The organism is Cellulomonas sp. McL0606 (genome assembly GCF_058248365.1).
This window is the reverse complement of record NZ_CM177779.1, coordinates 3,728,660-3,744,000: the sequence shown is the minus strand read 5'-3', so window position 1 is coordinate 3,744,000 and position 15,341 is coordinate 3,728,660. Positions and strand designations below refer to the sequence as shown.

The following is a 15,341-nucleotide window of genomic DNA, read 5'->3' as shown; positions in this document are numbered from 1 at the left end:
AGGCTCAGGCGGCGACGAGGGTGAGGAGCGTCGCCTCGGGCCGGCACGCGAACCGCACGGGCGCGTAGGGCGAGGTGCCCAGACCGGCCGAGACGTGCATCCACGTCGAGTCGGCGCCACCCGGGCGGTCCGGGCGCGGACCGGGCCACCCGTGGAGGCCCTTGGCCCGGCCTGTGTCGAGGTCGCAGTTGGTCACCAGCGCGCCCCAGAACGGCAGGGCCAGCTGGCCGCCGTGCGTGTGCCCGGCGATGGCCAGGTCGACGTCGTCGGCGTGCATCGCGTCGAGCACGCGCCGGTACGGCGCATGGGTCACGCCGAGCTGCAGGTCCACCGGTGTCGAGCCGGTGCGCGCGTCGTCGTCCCCGCCTGCCTGCGGGTACCGGTCCATGGTGAGGTGCGCGTCGTCGGTGCCGACGAGAGAGCACCCGACCGTCGGCCTTGACCACGTCCCGCCGGTTGGTCAGGTCGATCCAGCCGGCCGACCGGAACCGCGACACGAGCTCGCGCCAGGGCAGCTCGGTCGGTGGCGCGGACGGCGTCCGGCGCGCGTCCGGCAACAGGTACCGTGCCGGGTTCTTGGGCGTGGGCGCGACGTAGTCGTTCGAGCCGAGCACGAACGCGCCCGGCACGGCCAGGTGCGGCTCCAGGGCGTGCAGCAGGTCCGGCATGGCGTCGAGGTGGGCCCAGTTGTCGCCGGTGTCCACGACGAGGTGCGGTTGCAGCGACGCCAGGTCGCGCACCCAGTCGACCTTGCGCCGCTGACCCGGGACCAGGTGCAGGTCCGAGAGGTGCAGGATCCGCAGCGGCTCCTGACCGGCCGGCAGAACCGGGACGGTGACCTCGCGCAAGGCGTACCAGCGCACCTCGACGAGCGCCGAGTACGCGAGCGCCGCAGCGCCGGCGACGGCCAGCCCGGCGGCCGTGCGGCCGAAGGCTCGACCTGCGTCCGAGGGCATCAGCCGCGACCGCCGCCGCCGCCGCCGTTGTTTCCGCCGCCGTTGCCGCCGCCCGGGTTGTTCCCACCGTTGCCGGGGTTGGGGCCCGGGGCTGGGACGACCGTGCTCGGGTCCGGCGGCGGCGCCTGCCCGTTGGAGAGGGTGAGCGTGACGCGGGTACCGCGGGTGGCGCTGCCCGACGGGTCCTGGCTGACCACCGAGCCGGCGGGAAGCGTGGACGGCACCTGGGCCGGTGCGGTGGCGGGGGTGAACCCGGCGGTCGTGAGGATCTTCTTGGCGTCGGCCTCGGACCGGCCGACCACCGACGGGATCGGGATCTTCTCGCCGACGACGAGCTTCTGGTCGGGTGCCGCGAAGCCGGGGTTGGGGGCGCCGTTCAGTGCCTCGACCATGAACCGCTTCCAGGTGGGACCGGCGATCGTCGCACCGAAGATGGGCCCCCGCGCCGAGCCGTTGATCGGGCCGATGACCTGCTTCGTCTGGTTCGAGTAGCCGACCCAGACCGCGGTGGACAGGAGCGGCGTGTAGCCGACGAACCAGGTGTCCTGGTTCCTGCTCGTGGTTCCGGTCTTGCCGGCCGCGGGGAACGGCGGGGCGCCGACGGACTTCGCGGTGCCCTTCCACACGTTGCTCAGGGCGTAGTTGATCGTGTTCGCGTACTTCGGGTCCAGCTTCGCCTGGCAGTTGGCGGGCGGCACGGCAAGCTGCTTGCCGTCCGTGTCCACGACGCTCACGATCGCGATCGGGGTGCAGTAGGTGCCGCCGGAGGCGAAGGCCGCGAACGAGGCCGCCATGGACAGCGGCGCCACGGAGTCGGTGCCGATGATGTTCGACGGGTTCAGGCCCGGGTCGGTGGACCCGAGGGGCCGGCCCGTCTGGGTGGTGGTCCAGGGCGAGGCGGTGTGCATACCAAGGTCGATCGCGCCCTGCATGATGTTGCACATGTCGAGCTGCGTGCCCATCGTCAGATAGGCGAGGTTGACCGAGTTCTTGGTCGCGTCGAGCACGGACATCATGCCCGAGCCCGGCTCCGCGTTGCCCGGGGTGTACGACGAGTTGATGCCCTTGACGCCGCACGTCGTGAACATGTTCGTGTTGAGCGGCCGTACGGACCCGTTCACCTGGTCGGCGAGGCTGTGCCCCTGCTTCAGCCATTCGAGCAGAGTGAACGGCTTGAACGTCGAACCCGGCGCGAAGCCGCCCGACCCGCCGTAGTCCGAGTCGGTGTTGAAATTGACCGGCTCGGTCCGGGCCGCGGCGTCACCCACGGGTGCGTAGTCGCGGTTCTGCGCCATCGCGATGATCTTGCCGGTACCCGGTTGGACCGTCACGATCGCGCTGGCGACTCCGGACGGGTCGTGGACGGGGATGCCCGCCTTGACCTCGGTGTCCGCCTCCGCCTGCAGCTTGGGGTCGAGCGTGGTCGTGATGGTCAGGCCACCCTTGTACAGGCGCGCCTGGCGCTCCGCCTTCGTCTTCCCGAAGGTGGGGTCGTTGACGATGACCTTCGTGACGTAGTCGCAGAAGTAGCCGGACCCGGCGACGACCGTGCTGGCGACCGCGCACCCCTGCTTCAGCTCCTGGGGCTTCAGCGTGCTCGCGAGCGGTGTGGCGATGCCCGTCGTGTACTCGGCGTCGGTGATGTAGTGCTGCTCGTCCATGAGCTTCAGCACGATGTTGCGTCGACGCTCGCTGGCCGCCGGGTTCTTGACCGGGTCCCACTTGGTGGGGCTCTGCGTGACGCCGGCGATCGTCGCGGCCTCGAGGTAGGTGAGGTCCTTGGCCGGCTTGCTGAAGTAGTACTGGGCGGCCGACTCGGCGCCGTAGACCTTGATCCCGAACTGCGCGATGTTCAGGTACTTCTCGAGGATCTGGTCCTTCGTGAACTGCTTCTCGAGCGTGATGGCGAGCTTGGCCTCCCGCAGCTTGCGCGCGATGCCCTCGCTACCCGTGGTCCCGCGGGCCTCCTCGAGCGCTGCCTGCCGCGCGGGACCCTCGTCCTTGGCCAGCGCCGCCTCGATGAGCACGTTCTTGACGTACTGCTGGGTGAGCGTCGACGCACCCTGCTGGGCGCCGCCCGACTGGTTGCGGATGAACGCGCGGAGCATGCCCGCGGGGTCGACGCCGGCGTGCTCGTAGAAGCGCTTGTCCTCGGTCGCGATCACGGCGTGCTGCAGCAGGGGGGAGATGTCGGCGAGCGGGACGACCACGCGGTTCTGGTCGTAGAACGTGGCGAGCAGGGTGCCGTCGGACGCCAGGATGTTCGACTTCTCGGGCAGACCAGGCTGGTCGAAGCTCGGTGGGCAGGCCGTTGAACGCCTGGGCCGTCACGTCGGTCGCGCCGTTGGCGAGCGCGACGCCCGGCAGGGCCAGCCCCGCCGCGAGGACGCCGCCGATGCCGGCGACCAGCACGAAGGACAACAAGAGGGCCAACGCCTGGAAGGCGTTGACCTGACGGCCGCGCGAGCGCGCAGGGTTCGGCATCCCGTCAGGGTAGTAGGCGGCGCTGGCCTACCCGTCTGGATGCGCGCGACTCGACGTGACCTCCACCGGACCCACACACGAGGGTGACCGCCGACCGAGGGGCCTGTGTCGAGGTTCCAGTGCCCGATCCGACACGTCGGACAGGTCGGGACAGGGTCCGCCCGCCGTCACCCGTGCGCCCCGAACGGGTGACGCGACACGCGTGCCACACCTATTTCCGACATGTTCACGCGTCCAACAGCCGAAACGACCCCTTCGGAGTCTCGCCAGAACGGTCCGCGTACCGCTAGTTTCCCCGCAGGACAGGGGCGCGGCTGCCGGTGTGGCGGCGACCCCTCGGCAGGCAGGGGAGGCTGAGTGACCACGCTCGCGTCGGACGCGCACTGGACCGCACTGGCGGAGTGCGGCACCGGCAAGCTGGCTCCGGATGCTCTGTTCGTCGAGGGCGCTGCCCAGCGCGAGGCGCGCACCGTCTGCACCGCCTGCCCTGTCCGGCTCGCCTGCCTCGCGGACGCCCTGGACAACCGGATGGACTTCGGCGTCTGGGGCGGGATGACCGAGCGCGAGCGCCGGGCGCTCCTGCGCCGTCGGCCCGAGGTGCGCTCGTGGCGGGCCGAGCTGTCGGGAACGAGCCCGTGCTGCTCGTCTGAGCAGCTGGGCGAAGCTTCCCACCGCTAGGGTGGTCCGCATGGCTACGACGTGGGAGTACGCGACCATTCCGCTCATCATTCATGCCACCAAGGCGATCCTCGACCAGTGGGGTGCCGACGGCTGGGAGTTCGTCCAGGTCGTCCAGGGTCCCGACGCGGGCCTGGTGGCCTACCTGAAGCGGCCCAAGGAGTCCTGATGGGCGCCGCGGCCCGGCTCGCCGCCCTCGGCCTCGAGCTTCCGGTGGTGGCGCCCCCCGTCGCTGCCTACGTGCCGGCGGTGCGGTCGGGGTCGTACGTCTACACGGCCGGTCAGCTGCCGTTCGTCGCCGGGGTGCTGCCCGCCACCGGGAAGGTCGGAGCGGACGTGACCCCGGACGACGCCGTCGGTCTCGCGCGGATCGCCGCGCTGAACGCCCTCGCCGCGGTCGCGGGCCTGCTGGGCGGGGGCGCCGACGCGCTCGACCGGATCGTGCGGGTGGTCAAGGTGGTCGGGTTCGTCGCGAGCGAGCCGACCTTCACGGGTCAGCCCACCGTCGTCAACGGGGCCAGCCTGCTGCTGCACGAGGTGCTCGGCGACGCCGGCATCCACGCGCGGTCGGCAGTCGGCGTCGCGGTGCTGCCGCTCGACTCGCCGGTCGAGGTGGAGATCGTCGTCGAGGCGGGGTCCTAGCGGGCCCGTCGCTCCAGGCGGTCGACATCCAGCAGCACGACCGCGCGACCCTCGCGGCGCACCCAGCCGCGGGCGGCGAAGTCGGCGAGCGCCTTGTTGACCGTCTCGCGCGAGGCGCCGACGAGCTGCGCCAGCTCCTCCTGCGTGAGGTCGTGGGCCACGCGGATGCCCTCGTCGACCTTCTCGCCGAAGCGGGTTGACAGGTCGAGCAGCGCCTTGGCCACCCGGCCGGGGACGTCGGAGAACACCAGGTCGGCCAGCGCCTCGTTGGTACGGCGCAGCCGCCGGGCGAGTGCCTGCAGCAGGTGCTGGGCGACGGTCGGCTTGTCGTGCAGCCAGTGGATCAGGTCGGCGTGACCGAGCTCGAGGACCACGGCGTCCGCGACGACCGTGGCCGTCGCCGTGCGGGGGCCGGGATCGAACAGCGACAGCTCGCCGAACATCTCACCCGGGCCGAGCACGGCCAGCAGGTTCTCGCGTCCGTCGTTCGAGCGTCGACCGAGCTTGATCTTGCCCTCGCGCACCACGTACAGCCGGTCGCCCGGCTCGCCCTCGTGGAACAGGGTGTCGCCCCGGACGACCTCGATCGCCTTCATCGTCGCGACGAGGGCCTCCGATGCCTCCGGGTCCAGTCCGGCGAACAGCGGGGCCGCGAGCACGATGTCGTCCACCACGATGACACCTCACCTCTCCTGCACAGTTACGCGCGGCGCCACGCTCGTGGCACCCACAGACGAAGGTGGCCGCTGGTCAGCGGCCTGATCCACGCTCAGTCTGCCCCATCGAGGCGGTCAACCGCGGCTCAGGGGCTCCGGGAGGCCCGACAGTGTCGCGCGGGGCTCCTGCGCGAGGCGGGAGATGAGGCGCTCGGTCGCCCGACCGAGGGCGGCCTCGACGCCGTCGCCGTAGCGCGCGAGCTGCTCGTCGAGGGCACGGAGCTCGTCGATGCGCAGACCGTCGACGCCGTTGCTCGTCGCCAGCACCGCTGCGAGGACCGCCGGCCGAGGGACCTCGACGCCGATCTCAGGAGGCAGCTGGAACGCCATGTCCTCGCCGAGCGCCTGGGGCTGCGCCGCGTGCGCCACCGCGAGGTCGAGCTTCGCGCGGACCAGCCGGCGCCACCAGGTGACGCGGGCGTGCTCGGCGCGCAGCGCGCGGCGGTCGAGGCGCAGATCGCGCACCCGGTGCTCCACGGCAGGGATCATGTAGGTGGTCCTCCTCGGGGTTCCGTGTCTGGTTTCGGCCGCATCGCCCGGCACCTTGAGCGCGCCGGTGCCCGGCGGCCCACAGATCACTCCAAGGGAGCAACGCCGCAGGTCACGCGGGTGAATCGGGCATCTCTCCGGAACCGCCCGGCGTCCCGCGGCGCGTGTGGGTGGTCGGCCGTACGCTGCGACCGTGACCCCGACGGACCTCATCCCCGAGACGGACCTCGCCCGGACGCGGCGCGCCCGGCGGATCGACCGAGCGCTGGCTGTCCGGTACCCGGACGCGCACTGCGAGCTCGACTTCACGTCACCGTTCGAGCTGCTCGTGGCCACCGTGCTCTCGGCACAGACGACGGACGTCCGCGTCAACCTGACCACGCCCACCCTGTTCGCCCGGTACCCGGACGCGGCCGCGCTGGCCGCCGCCAACCCCGAGGACGTCGAGGAGATCCTGAAGCCGACGGGGTTCTTCCGGGCCAAGACGAAGTCCGTGATGGGGCTGTCGGCGGCGCTCGTGGAACGGTTCGGCGGCGAGGTGCCGCCCCGGCTCACGGACCTGGTGACACTGCCGGGGGTGGGTCGCAAGACGGCGAACGTCGTGCTGGGCAACGCGTTCGGCATCCCGGGCATCACCACCGACACGCACGTCCTGCGCCTCTCACGGCGGCTCGGCTACACCACCAGCGACGACCCGATAGTGGTCGAGCAGGAGCTCAACCACCTGCTGCCGCGGGCGGACTGGACGATGGCGTCGCACCGGCTGATCTTCCACGGCCGGCGCACGTGCTTCGCCCGCAAGCCCGCCTGCGGTGCGTGCCCGATCGCGGCGTCGTGCCCGTCGGCGGGGATCGGCGAGATCGACCCGGTCAAGGCGACGGCGCTGCTCAAGGGCTAGTCGATCGGGGCGACCTCGCGGAGCCAGCTCAGCAGCAGGTCCGTGACCTGGTCGGGGGCCTCCTCGGGCAGGAAGTGGCCGGCCTGCGAGAGCAGCTCGAAGCGGTAGCCCGGTCCGACGAGTGCCGCGGTCTGGCTCGACAACGCCGCATGGGCCGCTGGCCGGATGCCGTCGCGACCCCCGTGGAGCTGCAGCACGGGCAGGGGGCGGGTGCTTGCGAGGGCCGCGTGGTAGCGCCTCCCGTCCGGGCGGGGCATCGAGCGCACGATCCAGCGCAGCTGCTCCATCTGGCTGTGCGCGGCGAAGGGCACCTGGGCGGCGGACCGGTAGACGGCCTCGTCGTCGGCACTGATCCAGTCGGGGGTGCCGCCCCACTCGTGGAGCAGGCGTGAGACGAGGTCCCCCTGCGTCAGAGCGCGCTCCGGGAACGACGGCAGCTGGATGAACGCGAGCCGCTTGGCGGCAGCCGGTCGGATCGCGGCGCGCAGGCTGCCGCGGGTGTCCAGCGGGTGCGGTGCTCCCAGGGCCGCGACCGCTCGGGTGTGCCGCGGGTGCAGGCCGGCCATGGCCCAGGCGATCTCGCCACCGGTCCCGGTGCCGACGACGACGGCGCTCGCGGCGCCGAGCGACTGGATCACCCCGGCGACGTCGGCGGCGAGGGTGGGGACGTCGTAGCCGACCGGTGGCTTGTCCGACCCGCCCGTGCCCCGCACGTCCATCGCGGCGACCCGGTAGCCGGCGTCGGCGAGCGCGGGCACCTGGTGGCGCCACGCCCACCAGAACTCGGGGATGCCGTGCAGGAGCACCACGAGAGGGGCGTCGCGCTCGTCGGGACCCGCGAGGGCCACGTGGAACCGGGCTCCGTTCGCGGCCACGAAGCGGTGCTCCCAGGGGCCGTCGATGAGGAGCGTGGCGGAGTCGACGGTGCTCATCGGTGCGAACCTACCCGCTCGTGGCCGCGCGCGACTCACGGGCGTGGTGCCTGCCGCGCTGGACCAGCGCGAGCCCGCCGAGAAGTGCGGCCACCGCCGAGGCGATGATGATGGCGACGACGACATGCTCGTCGTGAGCGCTGCCCGCGCCGAACGCCAGCTCACCCACCAGCAGCGAGACGGTGAAGCCGATCCCGCCCAGCAGCCCGATCGCGCCGACGTCGCCCCAGTCGAGGCCGGGCGCCAGGGTGGCGTGCGTGAACCGGGCGACGAGCCACGTGGCGCCGAGGATGCCGATCGGCTTGCCCAGCACGAGTCCGAGCGCCACGCCTTGCGCGACCGGATCGGACAGGGTGCTGCTCAGCGCCCCCGCCGACAGGGTCACTCCCGCCGCGAACAGCGCGAACACGGGAACGGCCACGCCGGCCGAGAGCGGCCGCCAGGTGTGCTCCCACTGCTCCGCCAACGAGCTCGTGGGAGGGTCGGGCAGACGCAGGGCCCGCTGGGTCGCGGCCGCGCTGCCGGGGACCACCAGCCCCAGTGCGACGCCGGCGATCGTGGCGTGCACCCCGGACGCGTGCACGCAGGCCCAGGCGATCAGACCGATCGGCACGAGCAACCAGCCGCTCGCCCAACCGCGCCGGATCGCCACCGCGAAGAGGGTCACCGCCACCGCGCCCGCACCGAGCCACATCAGGGACACGTGGTCGGTGTAGACGACGCCGATGACGATGATCGCGAGCAGGTCGTCGACCACCGCGAGCGTCAGCAGGAAGGCGCGGAGGGCGTTCGGCAGGTGCCGTCCGACGATCGCGAGCACGGAGACCGCGAACGCGATGTCCGTCGCCGTGGGCACGGCCCAGCCCTTGGCGACGCCGCCGTCGGCGGTGAGGTTGACCGCCAGGTAGACGATGGCCGGCACGAGCATTCCGCCGACTGCCGCCACGATCGGCACGACGGCCGTCCGCGGGTTGCGCAGCTCACCGTCGACGATCTCGCGCTTGAGCTCGAGCCCGACGACGAAGAAGAAGATCGCGAGCAGGCCGTCGGTGGCCCACGTGGCCAGCGTGAGGTCGAGGTGCAGCGCCGCGGGACCGACGACCGTGTCGGAGACCGTCTGGTAGCTGTCCGGCGCGATGTTGGCCCACAGCAGGGCGACGACGGTCCCGGCGAGGAGCAGGGCACCGCCCACCCGTTCCTCGCGGAGGGTGTCGAGAAGGTTGCGTTCGGAGCCGGGGGACAGGGACGAGAACAACCGGCTGGCCACGCGACTCCTTCCTCGGGCGCCGCCTAGGCGTCGGCGGGCTCGGGGACTTCCGTACGTCCGTCGACCGCGCCGCGGCGGTCCTTGGGCGGGTCGAACCGGTAGCCGACGTTGCGCACGGTCCCGATCAGCTGCTCATGCTCGGGGCCGAGCTTGGCGCGCAGGCGACGCACGTGCACGTCGACCGTCCGGGTGCCTCCGTAGTAGTCGTAGCCCCAGACCTCCTGCAGCAGCTGGGCGCGGGTGAACACGCGTCCCGGGTGCTGCACCAGGTACTTGAGGAGCTCGAACTCCTTGTACGTGAGGTCGAGCGGCCGGCCACGCAGCCGGGCGGTGTAGCCGCCGGCATCGATGGTGGCTCGCCCGAGGAGATCTCCTGCGGGGCGTCGTCGTAGCCGGCCGTGGCCGCGCGCTCCATGACCAGGCGGAACCGTGTCTCCACCTCGGCCGGGTTCGCGCTCTCCAGGATGATGTCGTCGGCGCCCCACTCGGCGGTGACCACCGTGAGGCCGCCCTCCGTCAGGACGAGCACGAGCGGGACGGTCAGACCGGTGGCACGCAGCAGCCGGCACGTCGTCCGCGCGGTGACCAGGTCCCGACGCGCGTCGAGCACGACGATGTCGGCATCCGGTGCGTCGACCAGGGCCGAGGGTTCGACCGGCAGCACGCGGACACGGTGGGACAGCAGTCCGAGAGCCGGGAGCACCTGGGCGGAGCCCCCGGACGCTGGAGTGAGCAGCAGCAGATCCGCCACGTCTTACCTCCCTGCGTGCGAGTGGGGCACACGGTATCGCGTGTTCCGGGGACGTTGCGTCCGTTTGTCGCGGGCTGACCATGCGTGCGGGTGCTGCGTCGGTGGTAACTCGGGGGAAACGGGCCCGAGATGCGACAATCGGCGGCGTGCTCCCGCCTGTGACCTCGCCCTGCCCGTCCGTGGTGTCCCCGGACGCAGGTCGGTAGGCGTGCAGCTTGCCACCCGCGCGGTCGTGACTGCCGCGCTCGCCGCCGCCGTCGCGGTCGCCGGATACGTCGGCGGCCTCACCCTCACCATCGCCGCGGCGCTCCTCGCCCTCGTGTTCGCGCTGGGCTGGCCCGCGCTGGTCGGGCTGCCGTTCCGGGTCGGCTCGTCGGTGGTGGTCGCGATCGGCGGTATCGGCTCCGTGATCGTCGTGCACCTGACGGATGCGCAGCCCTACCTGCGGTTTCTCCCGCTGGTGCTCGCCGGTGCGGTGCTCCTGTCGTTCCTGAACGACTCGTGCGGCGCGACGGCCGCGAACGCCTGGTGGAGTCGGTGTCGGGCACCGTCGCGGGCACGCTCGTCGCCGTCGCGTCGGCGGGCTGGGTGGCCACCGGGCGCACGCCGGGCGGCGAGCCGCTCGTCGTCGTCGGCGCGCTGGCCCTCGCCGTCGGGTCCGTCGTCGTCGCCCTGCACCTGGCGAGGTGGCTCGGCGCAGTGGTCACGAGCGTCGCCGCGGCGGCCGCCGGAGCCTTCGGAGGGGCGCTGCTGCCGGACATCACGGTCCGACCGGGGCTGCTGCTCGGCCTCGCGGTCGGTGTGCTCGTCGCCACACTGCACGCGCTGTTCGACCAGCTCCCTTCACTCGAACGGCGCTGGCCGTCGCTCGCGGCCGTCACCCTGCCGGTGACGGTGACCGGTACGCTTGTGTACGTAGTTGGTCGGGTATTGGTGGGGTGACATGGGGAACGTGCTGCTCGTCGTCGTGCTCCTGGTCGTCGCAACCGCCCTGGGGTTCTGGTGGCGTGCCCGGAACGGTCGCTACACGCCGGTCGACGCCGCTCTCCTGCAGCGAGCGGTCGACGAGCCCGACGAGGGCGACCACGAGCGGCTGACCGCCGAGGAGCTCGGCGTCCCGCTCGGTGCTCGGGCGACCTTCGTGCAGTTCTCCAGCGAGGTGTGCACGCCGTGCCGGCGGACCGCCGTGGTCCTGGAGCACCTGGTGGCCGAGCACGCCGACCTCTCGCACGTCGAGATGGACGTGGTGGAACACCTGGACCTCGTGCGACGCTTCTCCATCATGCGCACCCCGACGACGCTCCTGCTCGACGCCCGCGGCGTCGTGGTCGGTCGCATGTCCGGTGCGACGGACCGTCGGCACGCGCTGACCGCCCTCGACGCGTGTCCGGGCGGGGTCACCGCGCGCTGAGGTGGGACCCGCGAGGGTGCCGGCCGGGCGGCGATGGTCCCGGCCCCGCCCCCCGCCCCCCTTCTCGCCCCTGGAGTTCCCCATGTCTGAGCCCACCCCGCCCGCGTCCGCGGCTCCGGCCGTGCCCAACCCGGCACCCGCGCGACCGGCACCCGCCGGCATCGATCCGCGCGGGCCGCGGTTCGGCGCCTGGATCAACCTCGTCCTGCTGGTCACCGTCCTGCTGCTCGGCGCATGGCCGGCCGCCGCGACCGCCGTCCTCGCAGTGATCGTGCTGAGCTTCGCGATCGGCACGTTCCGCGGCGTCGGCCACACCTGGCAGGGCTGGGTGTTCCGGCGGCTCGTCCGCACGCGCCTGGCACCGCCCACCGAGCTGGAGGACCCGCGACCCCCGACGTTCGCCCAGCTCGTCGGGCTGATCATCACCGGCGCGGGCCTGCTGCTGGGTCTGGTCGGCGTGCCGTACGCCGTCCCGGTCGCCGCGGGGCTCGCGCTGATCGCCGCGTTCCTCAACGCGGTGTTCGGCCTCTGCCTCGGCTGCGAGCTCTACCTGCTGGGCATCCGCCTCCGCGCGAGCCGCGCCGCGGCCTGACCGGCGCCCACCGCGCACCGCTCCGCACCACGAGCGGCCAGGTCGGCGGGCCGGCGACGCGTCAGTAGACGAGGGCCTGGGCGTTCGGGGCCAGGGACTCCTCGACGAAGACCGCGGCGCCGGCGACGCGGATGCCGGGCAGCACGTCGGCGGGACCGATGGAGCGTCGCGCGGCGCACTGCGTGCAGACGGTCACCGTGCCCTCCTCGAGGACGAGCGCCAGCAGCTCGGCCAGCGGGGTCGCGTGCTCCAGGACGAGGTCGTCGGCGCGGCCGGGCAGGGCGAACCACGCCGACTCGCCGGTGAGCCAGAGGCTGACGCTCGCACCGGCGGCGACGGCGGCCGCAGCGACGGTGAAGGCCTGGTTGGTGGCCTCGGGGCGGTCGGTGCCGGACGTGGTCTTGATCACCAGGGGGCGCGTCGGGGTGCTCACCGGAACAGGTTAGGGGGATGCGCTCGTTAGGATCGGTGCATGACTGCGCTCGAGGGAGTCTTCATCGTCCTGCTGGTCGCGGCGACGGTCGCGATCGGCTCGATCGCTCTGCTCGTCGTCTACCGGCTGTTCAAGGGCCAGAGCTGACGCAGTCCTGCGTCCGTCCGTGACCAGGAGGCCGTGAATGCCGTTCGTCCTGCCCGACCCCGAGGGTCTGGCGCCCGAGGTCTACCCGTTGTCGTGGCTGCTCGGCGCCTGGCGTGGCGAGGGCGTCGTCGACTATCCCGGCATCGACGAGGCGACGTTCACGCAGGAGATCGTCTTCGACCACGACGGCGGCCCGTACCTGTCGTACACGTCGACGATCCGGCTGGTCGAAGCACCCGCCGACACGTCGGCCCTGGAGGGGGACGTCCCCCCGGCGCCGGTCTGGCAGACCGAGTCCGGCTACTGGCGCGTCCCGCCGGAGCGGCCCACGGACCACGGGCTCACGGAGGAGCAGTTCCCGGTCGAGGTGCTCGCCGCGGACCCCTCCGGGCGCGTCGCCCTGTTCATCGGCGCGGTCGGCAAGGGCCGGATCGACCTGGTCAGCGACGCGGTCGTCCGCGCGGCCGGCGGCGCCGACGTGAGCGCGGAGAAGCGGCTGTACGGGCTCGTCAACGGCGAGCTCATGTGGGCGCACGACATCGCGGCCTTCGGCCACCCGATGCAGTCGTACGCGTCCGGGCGACTGTCCCGCGTCGAGAGCGACGAGTCATGACCGCGCCCGTGGAGGACCAGGCCGAGCGGCACGGGGAGCCCCCGCGGCACGCCAGCCCGTTGCTGAACCGCCGTGGTGCTGTGCGCGCTGCGGGTCCCGACGACGGCGTCGCCTGGCACTACGGCGACCCGACCGCCGAGCAGCGGGCGCTGAGCCGCGGCGGCGCGGTGGTCGACCAGTCGTACCTGGGCGTCGTGACGGTGAGCGGTCCGGACCGGCTGAGCTGGTTGAACTCGATCACGTCGCAGGAGCTGACGGCGCTGCCGCCACGGACGTCGACCGAGCTGCTCGTGCTCAGCCCGCAGGGGCACATCGAGCACGCCGCGGGTGTGGTCGACGACGGCGAGACCACCTGGTTGCTCACCGAGACCCCGATCGCGCTGGCCGCCTGGCTGAACCGGATGAAGTTCATGCTCCGGGTCGAGATCGCGGACGTGACCGACGACTGGGCGGCCATCGGCGAGCCTGTGGACGCCGAGGGCGAGCCGGACGAGCCGGTGACCTGGCGCGACCCGTGGCCGACGACCGCCGAGGGTGGCACGCGGTACGGACCGGCCGACGACGAGCACCCCGGCGCGGACCGCGACTGGCGGCTCGTCCTGGTCCCGCGCGACCAGCTCGTCGACCAGGTCAAGGCGCGTGAGGCGGCGGGCTGGCCGCTCGTCGGGACCTGGGCCAGCGAGGCCATGCGCGTCGAGGCATGGCGACCGCGGGCGTCCCACGAGGTCGACCACCGCACGATCCCGCACGAGCTGGACTGGCTGCGCACCGCGGTTCACCTGCACAAGGGCTGCTACCGCGGGCAGGAGACCGTCGCGCGAGTGCACAACCTCGGACGCCCGCCACGGCGGCTCGTGATGCTGCACCTGGACGGGTCCGGGCACGTGCTGCCGGAGGTGGGGGCGCAGGTCTTCGACGTCGTCCGGACGGACACGTCCCAGGAACCGGGCCGGGCCGTCGGGCTCGTCACCTCCGTCGCGCGGCACCACGAGCTGGGTCCGGTGGCGCTGGCGATCGTGAAGCGGTCGACGCCCGGGGACGCGGAGCTGGTCGTGGACAGCGACGGCGGTGCCGTGGCGGTCAACCAGGAGACGATCGTGCCGGGGGAGGGCGTCTCGACCGACCGCCCGGCACCCCGCGGACCTGTGGCCCGCGGGCTGGGGCAGCACCCGATGCTGTGAGCGCCGAGGCGCCGGCCGGGGCAAGCCCCCGCGTCCTGCTCGAGACGCGCTTCCGGCAGGGCCTCTCCCGGGTGCACGCCGGGTGGTTCCCCATCCTGCAGGCCGCGATCGCCGCGGGGATCGCGTTCGGGCTGGCGCGGTACGTGGCCAACCACCCGTACCCGTTCTTCGCGCCGGTCTGTGCGTGGGTCGCGCTGGGGTTCACCGCCGACCGGTCCGTGCGTCGCGTGGCCGAGCTGGCCGTCGGCGTCGCGATCGGGGTGGCACTCGGCGACGTGCTGGTGCGCCTCATCGGCAACGGCATCTGGCAGGTGGCCGTCGTGCTGTTCCTGGCCGCGACGATCGCCCGGTTCATCGACCGCGGCGTCCTGCTGACCACGCAGGCCGGCGTCCAGGCGCTCGTGATCGTGGGGCTGCCCGCGCTCACGGCCAGCGGCGGACCGCTCGGACGGTGGATCGACGCCGCGATCGGTGGCGCCGTCGCGCTCGTGGTGGCCCTGCTGACCCCGCGCGACCCGCGCCGGCGGTCCCGCGCGCTCGCCCGCACGGCGTGCGACGAGCTCGCCGGAGTGCTGCGGCTGTTCGGGCGCGGGCTGCTGACCGGTTCGTCGGACGACGTCGAGGACGCCCTGGTCCGCGCCCGGGCGTCGCAACCGGCCTTCGACGAGTGGTCGGAGACGGCCAAGAACGCCGGCGAGCTGGCCCGCATCTCCCCGACCATCCGTCGGTTCCGCGACGAGCTGGCGGCCCTCGAGGGCCGCGCGGTCCTCGTCGACCGGGCGATGCGCAACACCCGGGTCCTGGTCCGGCGGAGCCTGGCTGCCGTCGAGGCGGGCACGCACGACCTGTCGGCCGTCGGGGCGCACGTGGACGCGACCGCCCGAGCCGCCGCCGAGCTGGCCGCGGCGCTCGGCTCCGGACGTGAACCCGCCCGTGCGCGCTCCGAGCTGCTCGCGATCGCGCAGGCGCTGGACCCCTACGCGCTCGACGACTGGCAGGTGCAGAGCCTGGTCCTGCTGCAGCGCTCCCTCGTCGTCGATCTCCTGGAGGCCGCCGGCACGGAGCGACAGGCGGCCCGTGACGCACTTCCCGAGATCTGATCGGCCCCACACACCCCTGCTGGCCTCGGTGTTCGGTACGGTCGCCGTGTG

16 protein-coding genes and 2 pseudogenes are annotated in these 15,341 nt (G+C 72.8%); 10 read left to right on the top strand and 8 right to left on the bottom strand.

Annotated elements, in window-relative coordinates; translation table 11 throughout:
• Positions 1-4: 4 nt before the first annotated feature.
• Together AC38ZX_RS19085 and AC38ZX_RS19080 are read right to left on the bottom strand one after the other, a co-directional pair.
• Positions 5-956, bottom strand: a pseudogene (locus AC38ZX_RS19085) (metallophosphoesterase).
• A complete protein-coding gene (locus AC38ZX_RS19080) occupies positions 956-3,166 on the bottom strand; it encodes a penicillin-binding protein (RefSeq protein ID WP_491295510.1) in 2,211 nt (736 codons plus the stop codon). Before AC38ZX_RS19080 ends, AC38ZX_RS19085 begins: the two are co-directional and overlap by 1 nt.
• Before the next feature lie 631 nt (positions 3,167-3,797).
• On the opposite strand from AC38ZX_RS19080, the gene AC38ZX_RS19075 reads away from it, so the two are divergent.
• From AC38ZX_RS19075 to AC38ZX_RS19065, 3 genes are read left to right on the top strand one after another with little or no spacing between them, the layout of a single operon-like run.
• A complete protein-coding gene (locus tag AC38ZX_RS19075; protein WP_491295509.1) occupies positions 3,798-4,118 on the top strand; it encodes a WhiB family transcriptional regulator in 321 nt (106 codons plus the stop codon).
• A 10-nt stretch (positions 4,119-4,128) separates the two neighbouring features.
• On the top strand, positions 4,129-4,287 hold the full coding sequence (sp36, locus tag AC38ZX_RS19070) for a Sp36 family protein (protein WP_491295508.1): 159 nt from the start codon (positions 4,129-4,131) through the stop codon (positions 4,285-4,287).
• The gene (locus AC38ZX_RS19065; protein WP_491295507.1) at positions 4,287-4,760 is read left to right on the top strand and encodes a RidA family protein; all 474 of its coding nucleotides are present in this window, start codon (positions 4,287-4,289) and stop codon (positions 4,758-4,760) included. Before sp36 ends, AC38ZX_RS19065 begins: the two co-directional genes overlap by 1 nt.
• Here the strand turns inward: AC38ZX_RS19065 and AC38ZX_RS19060 are convergent.
• Both AC38ZX_RS19060 and AC38ZX_RS19055 read right to left on the bottom strand, forming a co-directional pair.
• Complete coding sequence (locus AC38ZX_RS19060; protein ID WP_426593353.1) at positions 4,757-5,434, bottom strand: Crp/Fnr family transcriptional regulator; 678 nt, start codon at positions 5,432-5,434, stop codon at positions 4,757-4,759. The two genes, AC38ZX_RS19065 and AC38ZX_RS19060, sit on opposite strands and share 4 nt — an antisense overlap.
• A gap of 117 nt (positions 5,435-5,551) precedes the next feature.
• Positions 5,552-5,965: a hypothetical protein gene (locus tag AC38ZX_RS19055; RefSeq protein ID WP_426593352.1), complete on the bottom strand. Its 414-nt coding sequence runs from the start codon at positions 5,963-5,965 to the stop codon at positions 5,552-5,554.
• 193 nt (positions 5,966-6,158) lie between these two features.
• On the opposite strand from AC38ZX_RS19055, the gene nth reads away from it, so the two are divergent.
• Complete coding sequence (gene nth, locus AC38ZX_RS19050; RefSeq protein ID WP_491295506.1) at positions 6,159-6,863, top strand: endonuclease III; 705 nt, start codon at positions 6,159-6,161, stop codon at positions 6,861-6,863.
• Here nth and AC38ZX_RS19045 read toward each other — a convergent pair.
• The 3 genes and pseudogenes from AC38ZX_RS19045 to AC38ZX_RS19035 all read right to left on the bottom strand — a co-directional run bounded on the left by AC38ZX_RS19045 (position 6,860) and on the right by AC38ZX_RS19035 (position 9,813).
• A complete protein-coding gene (locus AC38ZX_RS19045; protein WP_426593350.1) occupies positions 6,860-7,795 on the bottom strand; it encodes an alpha/beta fold hydrolase in 936 nt (311 codons plus the stop codon). The two genes, nth and AC38ZX_RS19045, sit on opposite strands and share 4 nt — an antisense overlap.
• A 10-nt stretch (positions 7,796-7,805) precedes the next feature.
• Positions 7,806-9,062, bottom strand: coding sequence for a Na+/H+ antiporter NhaA (nhaA, locus tag AC38ZX_RS19040; protein ID WP_491295505.1), 1,257 nt, complete (start codon positions 9,060-9,062; stop codon positions 7,806-7,808).
• A gap of 23 nt (positions 9,063-9,085) precedes the next feature.
• Positions 9,086-9,813 (bottom strand): annotated as a pseudogene (locus tag AC38ZX_RS19035) (winged helix-turn-helix transcriptional regulator).
• 501 nt (positions 9,814-10,314) lie between these two features.
• On the opposite strand from AC38ZX_RS19035, the gene AC38ZX_RS19030 reads away from it, so the two are divergent.
• The 3 genes from AC38ZX_RS19030 (at position 10,315) to AC38ZX_RS19020 (ending at position 11,816) form a co-directional block, all read left to right on the top strand.
• Complete coding sequence (locus AC38ZX_RS19030) at positions 10,315-10,755, top strand: hypothetical protein (RefSeq protein ID WP_491295504.1); 441 nt, start codon at positions 10,315-10,317, stop codon at positions 10,753-10,755.
• Position 10,756: 1 nt separating this feature from the next.
• Positions 10,757-11,224 carry a thioredoxin family protein gene (locus AC38ZX_RS19025; RefSeq protein WP_491295503.1) on the top strand — a complete coding sequence of 156 codons (468 nt, stop codon included), beginning with the start codon at positions 10,757-10,759 and terminating at the stop codon, positions 11,222-11,224.
• 82 nt (positions 11,225-11,306) lie between these two features.
• Positions 11,307-11,816 carry a DUF4395 domain-containing protein gene (locus AC38ZX_RS19020; protein WP_491295502.1) on the top strand — a complete coding sequence of 170 codons (510 nt, stop codon included), beginning with the start codon at positions 11,307-11,309 and terminating at the stop codon, positions 11,814-11,816.
• Between the two features lie 61 nt (positions 11,817-11,877).
• Here AC38ZX_RS19020 and AC38ZX_RS19015 read toward each other — a convergent pair whose 3' ends face one another.
• Positions 11,878-12,249, bottom strand: coding sequence for a DsrE family protein (locus tag AC38ZX_RS19015; protein ID WP_426593344.1), 372 nt, complete (start codon positions 12,247-12,249; stop codon positions 11,878-11,880).
• Between the two features lie 184 nt (positions 12,250-12,433).
• Here AC38ZX_RS19015 and AC38ZX_RS19010 point away from each other — a divergent pair, with 184 nt between their 5' ends.
• The 3 genes from AC38ZX_RS19010 to AC38ZX_RS19000 are packed head-to-tail and all read left to right on the top strand — an operon-like array spanning position 12,434 to position 15,290.
• Positions 12,434-13,009 (top strand): heme-binding beta-barrel domain-containing protein, encoded by a 576-nt coding sequence (locus tag AC38ZX_RS19010; RefSeq protein WP_426593343.1) that lies wholly within the window; start codon positions 12,434-12,436, stop codon positions 13,007-13,009.
• Positions 13,006-14,190 (top strand): CAF17-like 4Fe-4S cluster assembly/insertion protein YgfZ, encoded by a 1,185-nt coding sequence (ygfZ, locus tag AC38ZX_RS19005; protein WP_491295501.1) that lies wholly within the window; start codon positions 13,006-13,008, stop codon positions 14,188-14,190. The genes AC38ZX_RS19010 and ygfZ overlap by 4 nt, the downstream gene beginning before the upstream one ends.
• Positions 14,187-15,290: an FUSC family protein gene (locus AC38ZX_RS19000; protein WP_491295500.1), complete on the top strand. Its 1,104-nt coding sequence runs from the start codon at positions 14,187-14,189 to the stop codon at positions 15,288-15,290. Before ygfZ ends, AC38ZX_RS19000 begins: the two co-directional genes overlap by 4 nt.
• Positions 15,291-15,341: the final 51 nt, after the last annotated feature.